General features: G+C 46.1%; 14 protein-coding genes and 1 pseudogene. 5 read left to right on the forward strand and 10 right to left on the reverse strand.

Features of this window, described 5'->3' with window-relative positions; all coding sequences use genetic code 11:
- Positions 1-17: 17 nt before the first annotated feature.
- The 3 genes from oxlT to ICN48_RS07630 form a co-directional block, all read right to left on the reverse strand.
- The gene (gene oxlT / locus ICN48_RS07620) at positions 18-1280 is read right to left on the reverse strand and encodes an oxalate/formate MFS antiporter (protein WP_216153113.1); all 1263 of its coding nucleotides are present in this window, start codon (positions 1278-1280) and stop codon (positions 18-20) included.
- Positions 1281-1826: 546 nt separating this feature from the next.
- Positions 1827-2306: a DUF1854 domain-containing protein gene (locus ICN48_RS07625; RefSeq protein WP_216153114.1), complete on the reverse strand. Its 480-nt coding sequence runs from the start codon at positions 2304-2306 to the stop codon at positions 1827-1829.
- Positions 2303-4648 carry an ABC transporter ATP-binding protein gene (locus ICN48_RS07630; protein WP_216153115.1) on the reverse strand — a complete coding sequence of 782 codons (2346 nt, stop codon included), beginning with the start codon at positions 4646-4648 and terminating at the stop codon, positions 2303-2305. The genes ICN48_RS07625 and ICN48_RS07630 overlap by 4 nt, the downstream gene beginning before the upstream one ends.
- 204 nt (positions 4649-4852) lie before the next feature.
- Here ICN48_RS07630 and cphA (ICN48_RS07635) point away from each other — a divergent pair, with 204 nt between their 5' ends.
- Positions 4853-7045, forward strand: a complete 2193-nt coding sequence (cphA, locus tag ICN48_RS07635) for a cyanophycin synthetase (RefSeq protein ID WP_216153195.1) — start codon at positions 4853-4855, stop codon at positions 7043-7045.
- The gene (gene cphA / locus ICN48_RS07640) at positions 7046-9616 is read left to right on the forward strand and encodes a cyanophycin synthetase (RefSeq protein ID WP_216153116.1); all 2571 of its coding nucleotides are present in this window, start codon (positions 7046-7048) and stop codon (positions 9614-9616) included.
- Between the two features lie 65 nt (positions 9617-9681).
- Here cphA (ICN48_RS07640) and ICN48_RS07645 read toward each other — a convergent pair whose 3' ends face one another.
- Entirely contained in the window at positions 9682-10680 is a 999-nt protein-coding gene (locus ICN48_RS07645; RefSeq protein WP_255539508.1) for a class 1 fructose-bisphosphatase, read from the reverse strand.
- Positions 10681-10848: 168 nt separating this feature from the next.
- Here ICN48_RS07645 and ICN48_RS07650 point away from each other — a divergent pair, with 168 nt between their 5' ends.
- Positions 10849-11058 (forward strand): type II toxin-antitoxin system VapB family antitoxin, encoded by a 210-nt coding sequence (locus ICN48_RS07650; protein WP_216153117.1) that lies wholly within the window; start codon positions 10849-10851, stop codon positions 11056-11058.
- Entirely contained in the window at positions 11055-11438 is a 384-nt protein-coding gene (locus ICN48_RS07655; RefSeq protein WP_216153118.1) for a type II toxin-antitoxin system VapC family toxin, read from the forward strand. Before ICN48_RS07650 ends, ICN48_RS07655 begins: the two co-directional genes overlap by 4 nt.
- Before the next feature lie 8 nt (positions 11439-11446).
- Here the strand turns inward: ICN48_RS07655 and pepN are convergent, their stop codons facing one another.
- The 5 genes and pseudogenes from pepN to ICN48_RS07680 all read right to left on the reverse strand — a co-directional run bounded on the left by pepN (position 11447) and on the right by ICN48_RS07680 (position 18295).
- Complete coding sequence (gene pepN, locus ICN48_RS07660; protein ID WP_216153119.1) at positions 11447-14053, reverse strand: aminopeptidase N; 2607 nt, start codon at positions 14051-14053, stop codon at positions 11447-11449.
- 45 nt (positions 14054-14098) lie between these two features.
- Positions 14099-14674: a TMEM165/GDT1 family protein gene (locus tag ICN48_RS07665; protein WP_216153120.1), complete on the reverse strand. Its 576-nt coding sequence runs from the start codon at positions 14672-14674 to the stop codon at positions 14099-14101.
- 114 nt (positions 14675-14788) lie between these two features.
- Positions 14789-15906: pseudogene (gene ald / locus ICN48_RS07670) on the reverse strand (alanine dehydrogenase).
- Positions 15907-15918: 12 nt separating this feature from the next.
- Positions 15919-17301, reverse strand: coding sequence for an amino acid permease (locus ICN48_RS07675; RefSeq protein WP_216153121.1), 1383 nt, complete (start codon positions 17299-17301; stop codon positions 15919-15921).
- Positions 17302-17545: 244 nt separating this feature from the next.
- Positions 17546-18295: a ThiF family adenylyltransferase gene (locus ICN48_RS07680; protein ID WP_216153122.1), complete on the reverse strand. Its 750-nt coding sequence runs from the start codon at positions 18293-18295 to the stop codon at positions 17546-17548.
- A 22-nt stretch (positions 18296-18317) separates the two neighbouring features.
- Here ICN48_RS07680 and pdxH point away from each other — a divergent pair, with 22 nt between their 5' ends.
- Positions 18318-18953 (forward strand): pyridoxamine 5'-phosphate oxidase, encoded by a 636-nt coding sequence (gene pdxH, locus ICN48_RS07685; protein WP_216153123.1) that lies wholly within the window; start codon positions 18318-18320, stop codon positions 18951-18953.
- Between the two features lie 15 nt (positions 18954-18968).
- Here the strand turns inward: pdxH and msrA are convergent, their stop codons facing one another.
- Entirely contained in the window at positions 18969-19541 is a 573-nt protein-coding gene (gene msrA / locus ICN48_RS07690; RefSeq protein ID WP_216153124.1) for a peptide-methionine (S)-S-oxide reductase MsrA, read from the reverse strand.
- Positions 19542-19553 lie beyond the last annotated feature (12 nt).

A 19553-nucleotide genomic window follows, 5' to 3' on the forward strand; every position in this document is an offset into this window, starting at 1 on the left:
TAGGCTTTTAACCTGAATTACATAGAAGCAGAGCGCTCGATGAGTTTGCGACGCATTGGGCGCAATACAAACCAAGCCAAGATTGCAGCAGTTCCATTCAAGAAACTCGCAACCCAGAACACCACTTCCCAACCACCAGTAGTAGCTACCAATACGCTAGACAAAGGCACTAACAATGAAGCAGTTCCTTTTGCTGTGTAGAGAAGACCTGCGTTACCAGCAGCGTATGTTGATCCAAAAGTATCGGCATTAGTTGATGGGAACAAGCTATAAATCTCACCCCATGCAAAGAACACTAAACCAGTTAACAGAACAAACATCACTGGGTCACGACCGAGGTAGTACAAACCAAGAATACCTAAGCACTCAAATGTGAAGCAAAGAGTCATGGTTTGCTCGCGACCGATCTTGTCAGATACCCAACCAAAGAAAGGACGTGTCAAGCCGTTCAATACCCGGTCAACTGTCAAGGCGAAAGTCAAGGCAGGTAATGCCAAGCCCATCAAGCTCACTGTTACGCCAGCAATCTGGAAGTCTTTAGCGATTGGGCCTAATTGTGCAGTAGCCATCAAGCCGCCAGCAGCAACCATCACGAACATGAGGTACATGATCCAGAACACAGGCTGCTTAACCATCTCCATTGGGCGGAAATCTTTACGAGTCTGAGCAACAGCTGCCTTAACAGTAGTGATAGCGCCTTTGATCGGCTTAGAAAGCAACAAGCTCAATACAACTACAATTGCACCCTGCCAAATACCAAAGTACCAGAAAGCCTCTTGGTAGCCTTGATTAGCAATCATGTTTGCAATTGGAATCACTGTCAAAGCAGAGCCAGCACCAAAGCCAGCAGCAGTCATACCAGCAGCCAAACCGCGACGATCTGGGAACCACTTGAGCGCATTACCAACGCAAGTACCGTAAACAGCGCCAGCACCAACACCGCTAACAGCAGCCGCTATATAAAGCATCGTTAATGTATCTGCATGGGAGTTCATGATCCAGCCAAGGCCACACAAAATACCGCCGCAGAAAACAACAGGGCGTGGGCCAAACTTATCAACGAGGTAACCTTCAATCGGAACTAACCAAGTTTCAGTCAATACGAAAATGGTGAAAGCAACTTGAATCGCTGCGCGACCCCAACCAAACTTAGCGTCAATTGGGTTTACAAACAAAGTCCAACCGTATTGCAAGTTTGCAATCATCGACATACAAATGATGCCAATTAGTAGCTGAAACCAACGACCTCCTAAAGGTCCTGCAGTTTTCTCGCCGCTCATCCTGAATCTCCTATTTTTACTTTTTATAAATACTTATCACGCCCAAAAATTTGGGTTGTGTGATTTTTAAGCATTTACACATTGGGATACTTGACACTAATCAAGTTTTCTTCAATTCCCCACTAGTGATTACCCTTGCCTTAACCCTTTGAAATATAAGCTTAACAAGGGTTAATCATCAGATATGCGACACAACTTAGGCGTGATGATAGGAAACAAAAAAGCCACCCGAAGGTGGCTTTTGAATTGCTGTAATTTTTTAAATTACATGCCGCGATATGCGCCGTCGAAATCATAGTGACGAGCAGGCTTGTCTTGGCTTGGTTTGCTTTCAGAAAAAAGCTGGTTAATCATATTCAATAAAACAGTCATTTGAATCTCCTTAAGGGTTAGTACCTAGATTATAACCCTAATACTATTGCAGTGCAACAGGCCCAAAACACGGATTCGCAAGTCGTAACCCTCTGTTTTGACAGGGAATTAACTCAATTGGGGAGATGCCCTTGTGACGCCTGCCGAACTGGGATTGGCAGGGTAAGTCCTTTTTTAGCGGAACCGATCTAGCAGTTTTTTGCTGACTTTATCCAATTGCGTAGAGTCTTTGATGAGAAATTGCAGTCCGTTGGAGTCGGCAATGAGCAAGGTGTTACCTGCGATTCTGCGAATATCCTCTTCACCCTTAAGACGAATTCGGGTTGGACCACGATCCGTTTCGATATCCCAAATGCTTGGGGTAGCAAACGTTGAGACATTGGTAATTTTTTGGATGACTGGCATGAATTCACGCTCAGCCAACTCTTCCTCGATCAAACCTAACTCTGCTTCAGAGATCGCAGCCATGTTTGGGAACCAACAAAGCTCTTTGCCTGATTGGTTCATGATGCCAATGCCAGCACCAGGTGCAGTGATTGGAAAAGGGCGTACCGGATGAACGCCAACGTGACGCTCGCCCTTGTTATCAATAAAGACGAGGCGGCCTAGCGCATCACGTTCGAGTTGTTGAGTTGATTGATTGACTTGCGTCATACCCCACCCCCAATTTTCTTGGCAATTTCTTCGAGCTGCTCTTCTTGTTTTTCTGCTTGATCTTCTTCCAAGCTTTCGCCAATAGCGCCGCCTTCTACAAGCTCTGCAGCATGACGCAGCTGGGCTTGATACAAGGTGTAATAGGCACCCTGGGCTTCCATCAATTGGTCATGTGAGCCGATCTCCACAATTTCACCTTTATCTAACACTACTAAGCGATCTGCTTTTCTTAAGGTAGAGAGGCGATGTGCAATTGCAATCGTCGTGCGGCCCTTAACCAAGTTATCCAAAGCGCGCTGGATTTCTTTTTCAGTCGTAGTGTCAACTGAGGAAGTTGCCTCATCCAAAATCAGAATGCTTGGGTTAATCAGTAGTGCACGTGCAATTGAAATCCGCTGGCGCTCACCACCAGATAGGGATTGGCCACGCTCCCCTACCAATGAGTCGTAAGCTAAGGGAAGGCGGAGAATAAATTCGTGAGCATGGGCAGCACGTGCTGCCTCAATAATCTCTTCGCGCGTGGCATCTGGTTTACCGTAAGCAATATTCTCAGCAATCGTGCCAAAGAATAAGAACGGCTCTTGTAATACCAGTCCAATACGTTTTCTATAGTCAGCAATTCCAATGCTGCGAATATCGCGCCCGTCCAATGAAATTGATCCAGAGCTTACGTCATAGAAACGACAGATCAAATTCACCAAAGTACTTTTTCCAGATCCGCTATGACCTACTAAGCCAATCATTTCTCCCGGAGCAATATCTAAATCAATGCCTTTCGTAACCGCGCGGTTGCCATAGCGGAAACCCACGCCACGCAGAGCAATACGGCCTTTCACCTCACCCAAAGGAGGCGGATTAATTGGCTCCGGAACACTGGAAACGTGATCCAAAATATCAAAGATTCGCTTAGCGCCAGCAGCCGCTTTCTGTGTATGAGAAACAATGCGACTCATTGAATCTAGCCGAATATAAAAACGGCCGATATATGCCAAGAAAGCAATCAGGACACCTACTGTAACTTTCTGATGAGCCACTTGCCAAATACCAAACCCCCACACTACGAGCAAACCGGTTTCAGTAAGCAAAGTTACTGTTGGTGAGAACAATCCCCACACGCGATTTACACGATCATTAATCTGCAAATTATGTTTGTTTGAATCTACAAAGCGCTTGAGTTCGCGATCTTCTTGAGCAAATGCTTTGACTACACGAATGCCTGGGATAGTGTCTGCCAAAATATTGGTGACTTCAGACCAGATACGGTCGATCTTTTCAAAACCAAAACGCAGGCGATCTCGCACTACATGGATCATCCATACGATGAATGGCAAAGGCGCCAAGGTAACTAAAGCCAGCAAAGGATCAATAGACACCAGGATCGCTGCAGTCATGGTGATCATCAACACATCGGTTGCAAAATCAAGTGCGTATAAAGATAGGAATACGCAGATACGATCAGTCTCAGCGCCAATACGGGCAATCAAATCACCAGTTCTCTTGCCGCCAAAATATTCCAATGAAAGCTTGAGTAAATGCTCAAAAGTGGTATTGCGTAAATCAGCACCAATCCGCTCGCTGACTAATGCAAGAAGATAAGTTTTCCACCAACCCAAAGCCCAGGCAACAATTGCTGCGCCGAATAAAGCCAAGAGATACATACTGGCCAAATGAAAATCAATCGGATTGCCACGCTCGTATGGAATTAATACATGATCCATTAATGGCATTGTCAGATACGGCGGTATTAAAGTCGCGCCTGTAGATAGCAGAGTTAATACAAAACCAAGTAACAATTGCTTTTTGTAAGGACGGGCAAAACGCCAAAGCTTAAATAATGTCCAAGTAGATGGCGGCGCATCATCTTCAGGATCGCAGGTTGGGCATGAATCAGAATTTGCTGGTTTTGGACTCAAGCAAACAGCGCAAACCTGTTTGTCATATTCACTAACTTCACCGTTGCTAATTTCCTCACCACGAGTCAGTTGCTTAAAACTCGATTGCAGACGGAGCACTTGGGGGTTCACAGCTAAAGTGAAATTCCAAGATCTCACTAATTTCTCGGGAGTTTCTAGGCGTAAATGTCCCACTCCAGCATGGTCGCCATGAGCCAAATGGGTGTCTTGGCTCAATTTCCAGGATTCAAATACCTTACCGTCAGTCCAAAACAGGCCTTGTTCGCTGAGCAAAAGCAGGCTTTTTTCAAAGTGTAGTTCAGCGTCCAAGTCGAGCTCAACCCATGCCAATAGGGCTTCAGGGCTCTTTACAGGGGAGTTTTGATCAACTAAAACGGTCTCCCAGTAGCTTGGCAGCACAGGGGCAAAAGGTAGGATTTGTGGCTTCATTGACCTTAAAAGTATAGTGGAGCTGAATTATTTAGATTTATTACTCATGTCAACTTTAGAGGCCTAAAAGCCGTTAAATTACCTAACTAGGCCTTTTTATGTATTTTTGCTATTTTTGTGAGTTTTTCAATAACTATTAGAAACAGAGAGACTATCTGACGTGTCAATGCCAAATCCACGGCAATGACCATCGCAACACTGTATATGCCCCAATTACTAGATAAATCCATTGAGATTCTGAGCGTTAAGCATCTCCGTGGCCCCAATATGTGGACCTATCATCCCGTTATTGAGGTATGGCTCGATATTGGCGATTTAGAGGACTACCCCTCTAACCTCATTCCCGGCTTTTATGACCGCCTTGTCAAAGCGCTACCAAGTCTTGTTGAGCATCGCTGCAGCTATGGTGAAACTGGCGGGTTCTTAAAGCGTGTTGAAGAAGGTACCTGGCCTGCCCATATCCTCGAACATCTCACATTAGAGTTACAAAACTTAGCCGGCATTCCTGGCGGCTTTGGTAAGGCACGTGACGGTGACAGGCGCGGTGTTTACAAAGTCATGGTTAGCGCCATTAACAAGGAAGTCACTCTCACTGCCCTAAAGTACGCACGCGACCTGTATCTTGCCCTAGCTCAAGATAACAAAGATTGTGTAGCTGAAGCTCAAACCATTATTGAAAATCTTCGCGAGCTCGGTGACGATCTATTACTCGGCCCAAGCACTGCATGCATCGTCAATGCAGCTGAAGAGCGCGGCATTCCATCGATTCGCTTATCTGAAGGTAATCTAGTTCAATTGGGTTATGGCGCTAAGCAACGTCGCATCTGGACAGCTGAGACAGACCAAACTAGTGCGATTGCGGAAACGATATCTCGCGATAAAGATTTAACCAAGAGCTTACTTCGTAGCGCTGGAGTTCCTACGCCCGAAGGCAGAACTGTTACCAGCCCTGATGATGCTTGGGAAGCTGCACAAGACATTGGTCTACCAGTTGTAGTGAAACCAATCGACGGCAATCATGGTCGTGGCGTCTTTATTAATCTCTATACCCAACAAGAAATTGAAGCTGCTTATGCTGTTGCAATTGACGAAGGTAGCGAAGTATTGGTTGAGCGTCACATTGTTGGTGATGAGCATCGCTTGCTAGTTGTAGGCAACAAGGTAGTTGCTGCGGCAAAAGGTGAAACTGTTTGGGTGAATGGTGATGGCAAGCATACCGTTCATGAACTTATTCAGATTCAGATTAATTCTGATCCGCGTCGCGGTACCGCTGAAGAGCACCCTCTTAATCCTGTTCGGATTGATTCAGCAGTGGAACTCGAATTAGCCCGCCAACAATTAACCGGCGACAGCATTCCTGCTGCTGACCACAAAGTCTTAATCCAAAGTAACGGCAACGTTGCTTTTGATGTGACTGATTTAATTCATCCCGATGTAGCCAGTCAAGTAGCATTAGCCGCTCGTGTCGTTGGTCTTGAAATCGCGGGCGTTGATTTAGTGGCCCAAGACATTAGTAAGCCACTCGCCGAACAAAATGCTGCCATTGTTGAAGTCAATGCTGGCCCAGGCCTATTAATGCACTTAAAACCTGCGAGCGGCAAACCACAGCCAGTGGGTGTTGAGATCGCAAATCACCTTTTCCCTCCGGGAGCAGATTTCCGCATTCCCGTAGTCGGCGTCTGCGGTGAACATGGCAAAACTCCTGTTTCCGAAATGATTGCCCATTTCTTGCGCTTAACCAATCTCTACGTTGGATTGTCTTGCAGCAAGGGTCTCTTTTTTGGCAATCGTGCAATCTCCAACTCCAACTCTTCCAATTGGGAGAACGCACGTCGTACATTACTCAATCGCGCAGTAGAAGCTGTAGTAATTGAGAATAATCACTTATCGATGTTGATTGAAGGCCTAGCCTACGATCGTTGCCAAGTTGGCGTTGTGCTCAATGTGGATCCAAAGGCGAACTTCCCGCAGTACGCCATTTACGATGAGGATCAAGTTTTCAGCGTTGTACGTACCCAAGTAGATGTGGTGCTACCAACGGGTGTTGCCGTTCTCAATGCTGATGATCCAATGTGCGTACAGATGGCTGAGCTTTGTGATGGACAGGTGATTTTCTTTAGTGAAAATCCAGACTCTGAGATTATCAAAAATCACTTGCTAGATGGTGGGCGTGCAGTTGCCATTGGCAAACAACAAATCACTCTGAAGTCTGGCAAGCTCGATCAGAAATCGATTCCTGTGCCACGTCATTCAGAAGCCAACAGCACTTCTCCTTGGAAGACTATGAACTTAGGAGCGGCGATTGCTGCGGCCTGGGCTCTAGACATTCCGTTTAATGTTATTGAAGCAGGCGCAGAAACATTCGTGCCTGATGCCACTATTGCTACAGGGGCTTAATTGGAAATCACCCGTATTCGTATGTTACGCGGCCCAAATTTATGGAGCCGCCATACCGCTTTAGAAGCGATTGTTTCTTGTGATGAGTCAGAGCGCTCTATTGACTCCATCCCCCAATTTGAAACCAAGATCCGCGAACGCTTTCCGCAGTTAGGTAGCATGCGTCGCGGCGGACACAATGAAGTACTCTCACTAGCACATGCCCTTGAGCATGCGGCACTTGGACTACAGGCGCAAGCTGGGTGTCCAGTGACCTTTAGTCGCACCGTTCAAACTATTGATGATGGTGTCTATCAAGTTGTCGTGGAATACATCGAAGAAGTTGTGGGTCGTATGGCTTTTGACTTTGCTTTTGCATTAATCCAGGCAACGCTCAATGACGCACCTTTTGATCTTGCTGCCGCACTCTCCGAATTAGAAGCACTCTATGAGGATGTTCGTCTTGGACCTAGTACTGGCTCGATCGTTGATGCCGCTGTTCAACGCAACATCCCTTTCCGTCGAATGACTGAAGGCAGCATGGTGCAATTTGGCTGGGGTAGTAAACAGAAACGAATTCAGGCTGCAGAAACTAGCAATACCAGTGCGATTGCCGAAGCGATTGCACAGGATAAAGAGCTCACCAAGAATTTACTAGCTGCTGCAGGCGTATCGGTGCCCATTGGCGAGGTTGTTACTACCGCTGATGATGCTTGGCGTGCCGCTCAAAAAATTGGTGGCCCCATTGTGCTTAAGCCAAAAGATGGTAATCAAGGCAAAGGTGTTGTAGCTAACATTCAAACTGAAGAAGAAGTTCGCGCAGGTTTTATTGTGACCCAAGCCTTTGGTCGAGAAACCATTGTTGAGCGCTATCTTCCTGGTGCGGACTACCGTTTACTGGTAGTTGGTAATCGCCTATCAGCCGCTGCGCGCCGCGAACCTGCTCAAGTAGTTGGTGATGGCACTCATACTGTCGCCGAACTCGTAGAAATGGAAAATAAAAATCCATTGCGTGGAGACGGACATGCGACAGCGCTAACCAAAATTCGCTTTGATGATATCGCCCTCGCACATTTAGCAAACAATGGTTTATCACCAAAACATGTACCTAAAACCGGTGAGCGCGTTTTATTGCGTAACAACGCCAACCTGAGTACTGGCGGTACCGCTACTGATGTGACTGACGATGTACACCCCGATGTAGCAGCGAGTGCGATTGCAGCTGCGCAGATGATTGGTCTTGATATTGCTGGTGTAGATATCCTTTGTGAATCAATCTATAAGCCCCTAGAGCAACAAGGTGGCGGTATTGTTGAGGTAAATGCTGCTCCTGGTTTGCGTATGCATTTAAAACCTTCTTACGGCAAAGGGCGCCCGGTTGGTGAAGACATCATCAATATGATGTTCGCACCCGGAGATGATGGCCGCATTCCTGTGGTTGCAGTTACGGGCACGAATGGCAAAACTACTACCGTGCGCTTGATCTCTCATTTACTCAATGAAACTGGTATGCGCGTAGGTATGACAGGCACAGATGGTGTTTACATCAATCATCGCCTCATCGATACCGGTGACTGCAGCGGACCTAAAAGCGCTCGGAATGTGTTGATGCATCCCGATGTCGATGCCGCCGTTCTAGAAACAGCCCGAGGTGGTATGTTGCGCGAAGGCCTTGGTTTTGATCGCTGTGAAGTTGCTGTTGTAACTAATATTGGCGAAGGTGATCACTTGGGCCTCAATTACATTACTAGTGTTGAAGACTTAGCCATCCTGAAGCGCGTCATCGTACAAAACGTAGCCCCTACTGGTGCTGCAGTCTTAAATGCGGCTGACCCAATGGTAGTGAAGATGGGGGATAAATGTTCTGGTCGAGTCATTTTCTTTGCCCAGAATCAACATCATCCAGTCATTGCCGCACATCGCGCCAAGAATAAAAAAGTTATTTATTTTGACGGTACTTATATCGTTGCCTCTAAGGGAGCGCGCATCATGTACCGCTTCCCTGTGAGCGAGATTCCATTGACACAAAATGGCGTTCTCGGTTTTCAAATAGAAAATGCCATGGCTGCTATTGGTGCAGCTTGGGCTTTGGGTCTTGATGCAGAAAAGATTGCTCGCGGTCTACATAGCTTTGAAAGTGACGCTAATTCAGTGCCGGGCCGCTTTAATCAGTTTCAACATAAGGGTGCCACTGTCATCGCTGACTATGGGCACAATCCCGATGCGATGCGCGCCCTAGCAAGCGCTATTGAAGCGATGAAGCCAAGCAAGAGTCATGTAGTAGTGAGTGGCGCAGGCGACCGTCGCGATGAAGATATTCGTGACTTGACCCGTATCTTGGGCAATTCTTTTGATAATGTCATTCTCTATCAGGATGCTTGCCAACGTGGCCGTAAAGATGGAGAAGTATTAAAGCTGTTGCAAGAGGGTTTAGTTGGCGCCACCAAAGCAAAGCAAGTCAAAGAAATTCATGGGGAATTCAAGGCAATTGATACTGCCCTAAATGATCTTGCCGCTGGCGATATCTGCCTGATTCTGATTGATCAAGTTGACGAATCACTCGCTTATCTTAAGGAGCAGGTAAGGCCTTAAAAGTAACTTTTTGAGCAAAAAAACCCAATCAAGCGATTGGGTTTTTTATTTAAGAAGACACTTACTTATGCATGGTAATTCTGAATACGGTCAATCTCTTCTTTGGATCCCAGCATCACTGAAACACGCTCATGCAAATCGGTTGGCTGCAAATCCATAATGAGATCAGTCCCATTGGTAGATGCGCCGCCCGCCTGCTCTACCAAGAAGCTCATAGGGTTAGCCTCATACATCAGGCGTAACTTGCCTGGCTTATGTGGCTCACGTTGATCCCATGGGTACATAAATACTCCGCCACGAGATAAAACACGATGCACATCGGCCACCATTGAGGCAATCCAGCGCATATTGAAATCTTTGTCGCGCGTACCACTCGTACCCGCCAAGCATTCATCCACATAGCGACGCACCGGATCAGCCCAGTGACGCATATTCGACATATTGATTGCAAACTCTTTGGTTGAGTGGGAAATCTTTACCTCATCCTTGGTGAGTAAAAATTCGCCAGTCACTTTATTCAGGGTAAACATTACTACCCCATCACCCAAGGTTAGAGCCATAGTAGTTTGTGGACCATAGACCACATAACCTGCTGCAACTTGATGACGACCGGATAACAAGAAGTCAGCAGTTTGCAAAGGCGCACTTGGATCCTGTTTCTTTAGGACAGAAAAAATTGTTCCAATAGAGACGTTCACATCAATATTGGAAGAGCCATCAAGTGGATCGAACAATAGCAAGTAATCACCAGTACCCTGAACTGGAACTGGTAACTCCATCTCTTCAGATGCCAAACCCGCAAGAGACTTGCAGCCCTTAACACCATCAATCAATAAATCATTGGCAATGATGTCGAGCTTTTGCTGAACTTCACCCTGTACGTTGCCAGTGCCTGCGGAACCCAATAAGCCAATCAAGGCGCCCTGCGCTACTTCATGACTGAGAGTTGAACAGGTATTAACTACCGCAGTGAGTAATTCTTGCAAGCCTGCAGGAATGGCAGCACCCGCCGGCTTAGCGGAGGTCAAATATTGCTTGAAATTGATATGAGTACTTGAGGACAAAGGTATTACTCCAAAGCTATATTGAAATTAAGGTCTATTTTGCCTTGTTCCGAATGCCAAACTGAAAATCTGGTCATTTCTCAAATAAAGAGCTCTTTTGGCAGCCGTCCCTCTTATATTGATGTTATTTTAGATGTTATAATGCATCATAATTGATGAGGAGTAATTATGAGAACTACTGTGACGATTGATGATGACCTTTATCAGAGAGGGCTGGATCTTGCTGACCCCGGGATGGATAAAGCCGATCTTTTTAGGGAGGCCATTAATGTATTCATACGAGTTCAAGTAGCCAAGAGATTAGCAGCATTAGGCGGCAAATCCCCTCAGATGAAGGCTATTCCTCGCCGCAAACCAAAGGATGGTCAGCAATCATGACCATGGTTTTAGCTGACACATCAGTTTGGGTGGCTCACTTTAGAAAGTCAAATGCATCTTTCAAAGCTCTATTACTAAATGACCAAATACTAGGTCACCCCTTAATCCAAATAGAACTAGCCTGCGGAACATCGCCATCGCCACGCTCTAAAACCTTGGAATACATTAAAAAATTACGGCAAGCGGCTATAGCCACCCCTTATGAAATATTGGAGTTTATTGAAAAACATCAACTCCAAGAATCTGGATGTGGAGCGATTGATGTTTCACTTCTTACATCGACTCTACTTTCAGAGAATGCCCAGCTTTGGACTTTGGATAAGAGTCTAGAAAAACTTGCAATTCGATTAGGCATTTCGTATAGCAATGAGCTCCACTAACTTCTTAATTACCCCAAAGCCTTTCCAATCACCTCTCTCACATCTGGAGAGAGTGTTTGGCAGGCTGAAACACGCTCTAGAGCTGCTTTCATGCGATCTTGATAGGGTTGGGCGAATAGACGCCAGCGATCCAAAGCTCTGGCTAAACGTGCGGCTACCTGAGGATTGATGGGATCAAGAGCTAATACGCTATCGGCCCAGAACTCATATCCACTGCCATCAGCCTGATGAAAGCTAGCTGGGTTATTGGCGCAGAAAGCATGAATAACGCTACGCACTCGGTTTGGATTGTTTAACTTAAATGCAGGATGCTCACGAAGCTTCTTCACTTCAGTAAGGGTAGAATCAAGGCCATCAACAGGAGGTCGGCTAGATTGCAAGCCAAACCACTTGTCTATTACTAGAGCGTCATTGGCAAATCGACTATAAAAGTCAATTAAGCAATCCTTAGCTTGCTTCGAGCCATGTACGACCAATGCTGATAAAGCTGCATAGCGGTCCGTCATGTTGTCAGCAATTTGATATTGATTAGCGGCCATTGGTGCCCATACTGCTGGTGCAGCCTCAAGCAACATACTTAATGCTAAATTTTTGAGGGCGCGCTTACCTGCATCTACCCCATCAGACTTAAATGGACCAGGTGTTTGCATTTGTTGATACAAAGCCGCCCATTCGAGCTGTAGTTGCTTGGCCATCTCTCGACGGAATGCTCGTCGTGCATTGAAAATTTGCTGTGGATCAACACTCTTGCATTGCTCATACAAGTAGGACTCTGCTGGCAGGGTGAAAGCTAAATCCTTAAAGGCGGGGTCTAAATTGGGATCTAACAAAATATTACGATAGGCTTCAATCAATTGAGCATCAGGCAGACGATTATTCAGAATCATCTGCATAGCCAATTTCTGACCAGCCTCCCAGCGATTAAATGCATCGTCATCACTTGAGAACAAAGTTAGTAGATCAGCCTCAGACTGCTCAAAATCCAAATTGATTGGTGCCGAGAAGTTTCGATTAATTGAGAGAACCGGACGCTCTTCTATATTCTCAAAGGTCCAGATTTGAGTCTCTTGAGTCAATTCCAATAACTGCTCTACTTGGTCATTCGCTTTTGTCAGCAAACGCATTTTGAGCGGGATATGAAATGGCTTCTTTTCTGGCTGACCAGGGCTAGGTGCGCAGCTTTGGGTCAGCGTCAGTTGAAACTGTTTTTTTGCTGCATCGTAATGCTCCTGCACCTTCACCCTAGGGGTAGCTGCCTGGCTATACCAATTCTTAAATTGAGTTAGATCCTTACCATTGGCATCCGCCATAGCCATCAAGAAATCATCGCAGGTAACTGCTTGTCCATCATGGCGCTTGAAGTACAAATCCATGCCCTTGCGGAAACCTTCTTTACCTAAGAGAGTTTGATACATCCTGACTACCTCAGAGCCCTTCTCGTACACAGTAACCGTATAGAAGTTATTAATCTCTTGGTACTCATCTGGACGGATTGGATGAGCCATTGGACCCGCATCCTCCGGGAATTGCAGTTGACGCAATAAGCGGACGTCTTCAATACGTTTTACTGCCCTACCCGATTCGCTGTCCATTTGATCAGCAGAGAACTCTTGATCTCTAAATACGGTTAAACCTTCTTTGAGCGAAAGCTGAAACCAATCTTGGCAAGTCACACGATTACCAGTCCAGTTATGAAAGTATTCGTGCGCAACAACACTTTCAATATTGGCAAAGTCAGCATCGGTAGCAGTTTCAGGTTGAGCAAGGACAAACTTGGTATTGAAAATATTCAAACCCTTGTTCTCCATCGCACCCATATTGAAATCACTTACCGCCACAATCATGAAGCGCTCTAAATCCAACTCCAGCCCAAAACGCTTCTCATCCCAATGAATAGAAGCTATTAAAGAGTCCATTGCATGACGAGTCTTCTTTAGGTCATGCGGCTCAACCCAGATCTGCAAAAGCTTCTTGGCGCCGCTGCTAGTGGTGATGGTCTCTTCAATACATTCCAACTTACCCGCCACCAAGGCAAACAAATAGGATGGCTTAGGAAATGGATCTTCCCAAGTGGCGCTATGCCAACCATTTGGAAGCTTTTCTGTACCGAGTAAATTGCCATTAGAAAGCAACACAGGGCATTCAGATTCACGCGCACGCAATGTCACACGATAGCGCGCCATCACATCAGGACGATCTAAGAAATAGGTAATTTTTCTAAAGCCTTCTGCTTCACACTGAGTGAAGAAATTTCCATTGGAGACATACAGGCCCATCAAAGTCGTATTTTTCTCAGGAACGCAAACGCAGATAATTTCCACAACAAACTTTTCTTTACCTTCATTAGGCAAAGAATGGATCGTGAGCGTTTCAGGAGTAAGTTCAAAATGACGATGGGCTTCACCATTGATGCGCAAACTCACAAACTCGAGCTCATAGCCAACCAAAACTAATGGAGCTCCTGGCTCAAAACTTTTGCCTGGCAAAACCTCAATACGACTCTTTACAATTGTTCGCGCTGGATCTAAAGCAATATCGAGCTCGACTTGATCGAATGTATAAATAGGCGGAAGGTACTCAAGCCGACGGAAGCTCTGTGGAAGATCAGTTTTCATGAGCCTATTTTAAGTCTAGGCTGAAAGACTGGCTGACCTTCTAAATCAAGCCCATATCAAGGTGGCTACACCTATGGCAATAAAGGTGACAGCTGCTACCGCGTGAACCCACTTAATGGGCATTCTCTTAGTGAATTTCTGACCAATCCAGACTGTAGGGGCATTGGCCAACATCATCCCCAATGTGGTGCCTATAGTTACGGAGACAACATCCTCATAACGGGCCCCTAAGGCGATAGTTGCAATTTGCGTCTTATCCCCCATCTCTGCCAAAAAGAATAAGCCCACTGTCAGCAGAAATACCTGCAGGGCTTTGTCGGCTACCTTTGATCCAGCGGCATCATCAATATGATCGGGCACTAATAGCCACAAACCAATTCCTAAGAAACTCAATCCCAAAATCCAGCGCATGACATCAGGCGAAACCAGGGTAGTAAGCCAATGCCCCAAGAAGGCAGCGCATGCATGATTTGCAATGGTGGCAATAAAGATGCCTGCAATGATGGCCAATGCTTGCTTGGGGTAACGAGCGGCTAGCATCAAAGAAAGTAATTGGGTTTTATCTCCCATCTCCGCCAAAGCAACTACTCCAGCAGAGAGGGTTAAGGCTGAAAAATCCATATATTGGGCGAGTCCAGTAATTTAGAGAAGTTGCAATCTCTTGCGCATAAGGGATAGTTTAAATCCCAACACCCCTCAAAACCCACTAGACCCATCCATTTTGCAAATATATTGCTATTCCACCAATAACTCCTCTGCAGAAGCAAAGTTGAGCCCTTGCGCTTTCCCAACTGGTTCAGAGGTCAGCACTCCTTTATGGACACTCAAGCCATTACGCAAGTGGTGATCAATCGATAGCGCCTTCATCACCCCACGGTTTGCTAAGGCCTCTACAAATGGATAAGTGGCGTTGGTTAATGCAAAGGTAGACGTTCTCGCAACCGCTCCTGGCATATTGGCTACACAGTAATGAATTACGCCATCCACCACATAGGTTGGGTCTGCATGAGTAGTAGGCTTTGAAGTTTCAAAACATCCACCCTGATCAATGGCGACATCTACCACTACTGAACCTGGCTTCATTTTTTTAATCATGTCATGCGATACGAGTTTAGGGGCTGCAGCACCGGGAAGAAGCACCGCCCCAATCACAACATCTGCCTCACATATCTCTTGCTCAATCAGCAAGCTATCCGAATAAAAAGTTCTCACACGATTGCCATAGAACATGTCAATCTGACGTAAGCGCTCAATGTCGCGATCGAAGATACAAATATCAGCCCCCATCCCTACCGCCATTTGCAGGGCATTACGACCCACCACACCGGCCCCCAAAATAACAATCTTTGCTGGCGAAACCCCTGGAACTCCTGCCATCAGAATACCCATACCGCCATTTGTTTTTTCTAAATGTGATGCGGCAGCCTGAATTGACATCCGACCAGCGACTTCACTCATGGGTGCCAATAGCGGCAAGACACCATTCAGAGCAGTGACAGTTTCATAGGCAATGCAAGTCGCCCCCGATTGCATTAAGGCTTTAGTCTGCTCAGGATCCGGTGCTAAATGCAGGTAAGTGAACAGAATTTGATCCTCGCGCAGCATCGCACACTCCTGTGCCTGAGGCTCTTTGACCTTCAAATCATCTCCGCCTTTTGAAACACTTCTGCTGCACTATTAATTAGGCTAGCACCAGCAAGGCGATACGCCTCATCACTTAAACCAATTTGCTCACCAGCGCCCCTTTGAATCAGGATGGAGTGCCCTTGCCTACAAAGCCCGCTGACATTGCCCGGCGTTAAGCCTACTCGAAACTCATTATTTTTTACCTCTTGAGGTATGCCAATAATCATTGCTATCTCCTATTATTTAAAATCACACTTGATTGCTGTTTTGCGATGTAAACCCACGACATAAAACATCACGAGATACACGCCCAATAAACACGGGCCCACTATTAAGGCGATCCGCGCATCCTCATGAAAGCCCATTAACACCACTACCAAACCAATAAATGCCAGAGCAAACCATGAAGAATAGGGCCACCAAGGAGCGCGATACCCCAACTGAGCTACTTGGGATTTAGAAAGTAAGCGACGGAATTTGATCTGGGTAATTAAGATAGCAATCCAAACCATCAAACCAATAAAGGTCACTGCAGCCATGATGTATTGAAAGGCCTTATCAGGCACAAAGTAATTTAGCACTACGCCTGACATACAGACCCCGACCGTAGCCATTACTGCCCGATGGGGAACCCCATACTTAGAAAGCTTTGAAAAAGATTTTGGGGCATATCCGTTCGATGCCAGGGAGTACAACAAGCGACCACCACTAAAGATGCCCGCATTGCAAGAAGAGAGGGCTGCAGTGATCACTACAAAGTTAATTAAGCCTGCTGCCTCTCGCAAGCCCAATCGCTCAAACATGACAACAAAGGGACTTCCTTGCTGCCCTATCTGATTCCAAGGAAAGATTGCCAAGATAACCAGGATCGCACCCATGTAGAAAATCAAAATGCGCCAAGCTAACGAATCAATGGCCATCGGAATCGTTTTGTGGGGGTTCTCTGCTTCACCAGCAGAAAGACCAATCATCTCAATACCCACATAAGCAAACAAGACCATCTGCAATGACAGCAACATCCCGCTAATGCCATTTGGAAAAAATCCACCGTGCTGCCATAAATTACTCAGGCCAATCGGCTGCCAACCATTGGTAAAGCCAAACAAAATGACTGAGCCCCCTAGTGCGATCATGGCAACAATGGCTACTACCTTGATCAGGGCAAACCAAAATTCAAACTCACCAAACACCTTTACTGCAATGAGATTGATTAATCCCATCATCACAATAGAAGAGAGTGCCCAGATCCATTGCGGTATATCAGGAAACCAAATTCCCATATAAATACCAACGGCAGTAACTTCTGCAATGCCAACTACGATCCAGTAGGTCCAATAACCCCATCCCACCATATAGCCCGCCAGCGGACCTACATAGGTGTTGGCATAGGCTGCAAATGAACCTGCTACCGGCTCATGCACCGCCATCTCACCAAGTGTACGTAAGACAATAAAGGCAACAATACCTGCAAGTAAGTAACCCAAGAGAATGGATGGGCCTGCAATTTGAATGGCGCTTGCGGATCCCAGAAATAATCCAACGCCTATCGTTGAACCCAAAGCCATCAAACGAATGTGGCGTACTTTGAGGTGGCGCTTTAAGCCAGAGTGTTCAGTCTGCAAGAGAGACCTCCTTTCAATTTGTTATTGGCGATTTACCAACGGAACAAAGTCTAGGGAGGATAGGGAATATGTACTAGAGGGAAAAAATTACTAAAGTGATTAAATAAATAAATCTACACAGACAAATTTTTAAATGCCTTTGAAATCAACGCAGAGTTTGGAATAAATAATTTCTGACTGCAAAAGAATCAGTAATTTCCTACAGGGAATCCCCTTAAGGATTAATAGTGTTTTTAAGAAAAACTTACTGCGTGGAGATGAGATTGAGGATTTCTGCAGCAGCAGCCAGCCCACAGGCGGCGGTAACCATCACAGTAGAACCATATCCAGAGCAGGCTAGACCCCCGCTGGAAGCTCCAGCCCGCGGCTCATGCGAATAGACTGCACGAATGCCGATTTTCTTCTTGAGGTTTCTAGAGAAGCCATGATCCTGCCTTAATCCTTGGCGAACCTTAGCCAACAAGGCATCTTGTTCGGTGCGAGATAAATCATCGCAGCGCACTGATGTTGGATCTGATTTTCCACCAGCAGCACCACACATCACCAATGAACGATTATTTTTGACTGCCCATACCGATAACGCAATCTTCGTTTGCACTGAATCTGTAGCATCTAATACCAGAGCATTTTCAGGAATGAGTTGATCTAAGTTTTCCGGCTCTAAGAATTCATCACAAGACGTCAGCTTGATCTCTGGATTAATCTGCAGAATGCGTTCCCTCATCGCTTGGACTTTTGCTTTTCCGTACTGCCCTTCTAAGGCATGCACTTGTCGATTGGTATTACTCTCAGCAATATGATCAAAATCAATTAATACAAGATGTCCAATACCAGTTCGAGCCAAAGCTTCAGCCGCCCAGGATCCAACCCCACCTAGACCAGCGACGACAACTGTTGCGTTCAGAAAACGCTCGCGCAGCTCTGAACCATAGAGACGCGAGACCCCGCCAAAACGTCGATCTTCTAAACTTCCCTCTACCTTGTCTTCTGCCATAGCTTCTCTTTATACTGAATAAATGGACTCCATTGCACAACTTCGCAAAAACTATACCTTTGGTCAACTCTCCGAGACCGAGGTTCCTCATGATCCTCTACAGCTTTTTAGACTTTGGTTTGATCAGGCCGTAAAGGCAGAGTGCCCGGAACCCAACGCCATGACCCTAGCAACTGCAGACCAGGCCGGAAATCCATCAGCACGTATTGTCTTACTAAAAGGCGCAGACGAAAACTGCTTTACCTTTTTTACTAACTATGACAGTCAAAAGGGTCAAGATCTGGCGGTTCGCCCACAGGCGGCCCTACTCTTTCATTGGCATGAGTTAGAGCGTCAGGTACGCATTCAAGGACTTGTTGAAAGGGTTAGCGCAGCTGAAAGTGATGAGTACTTCCATTCACGTCCAGCCGCCTCCAGAATCGGTGCTTGGGCCTCCCCCCAGAGCGCTGCCATTCCAAACCGTGAATTCTTGGAAGATGCCGAAAAGCGCTTTAAACAAGAATTTGGTGATTCACCTCCCCGTCCTGATAATTGGGGTGGCTACCGCTTGCGCCCTGCTGAAATTGAGTTCTGGCAAGGTCGCCCTTCTAGACTGCATGACCGTATGCATTACAAGCTAGAGGGAACTCAATGGCAGGTTAATCGCCTGGCCCCTTAATCGTTTTGCAATACCTCAGGAATACTGAGGCGCTATCAACGACTTAAATTTCGCTCTAAATTTAGCAAGCTTAGGCGCAACAACGGCCATGCAATACCCTTGATTGGGGTGCTGCTGGAAATAATTCTGGTGATAGTCTTCCGCTGGATAAATAGTTGGCGCAGCATTGATCTGCGTCACTACTGGCTTAGAGTAGATTTTAGAATCCTCAAGTTCTTGCACTACTTCATGTGCAATCTGAGTTTGCTCTTCATTATGAGTAAAAATCACCGAACGATATTGTGTCCCGTGATCATTGCCTTGATAGTTCAAGGTGGTTGGATCATGAATCACGAAAAATATTTCCAATAAGTCTCGAAATGAAATTATTTCCGGGTCAAACATAATATCAATAATCTCCGCATGACCAGATACGCCAGTGCAGACTGCCTCATAGGTCGGATTGGGTCTTGCGCCCCCAGCGTAACCAGAAACCACAGACCGAACCCCAGAAATTTGCTGGTAAACCGCCTCAAGACACCAAAAACATCCCCCACCTAAGGTGGCGCGCTCTAAAACGGGGTCTTTTTTATCTAAATTTGTATTCATGGCTTTATCCTA

This window comes from Polynucleobacter sp. JS-Safj-400b-B2 (assembly GCF_018881975.1).
GTDB lineage: Bacteria > Pseudomonadota > Gammaproteobacteria > Burkholderiales > Burkholderiaceae > Polynucleobacter.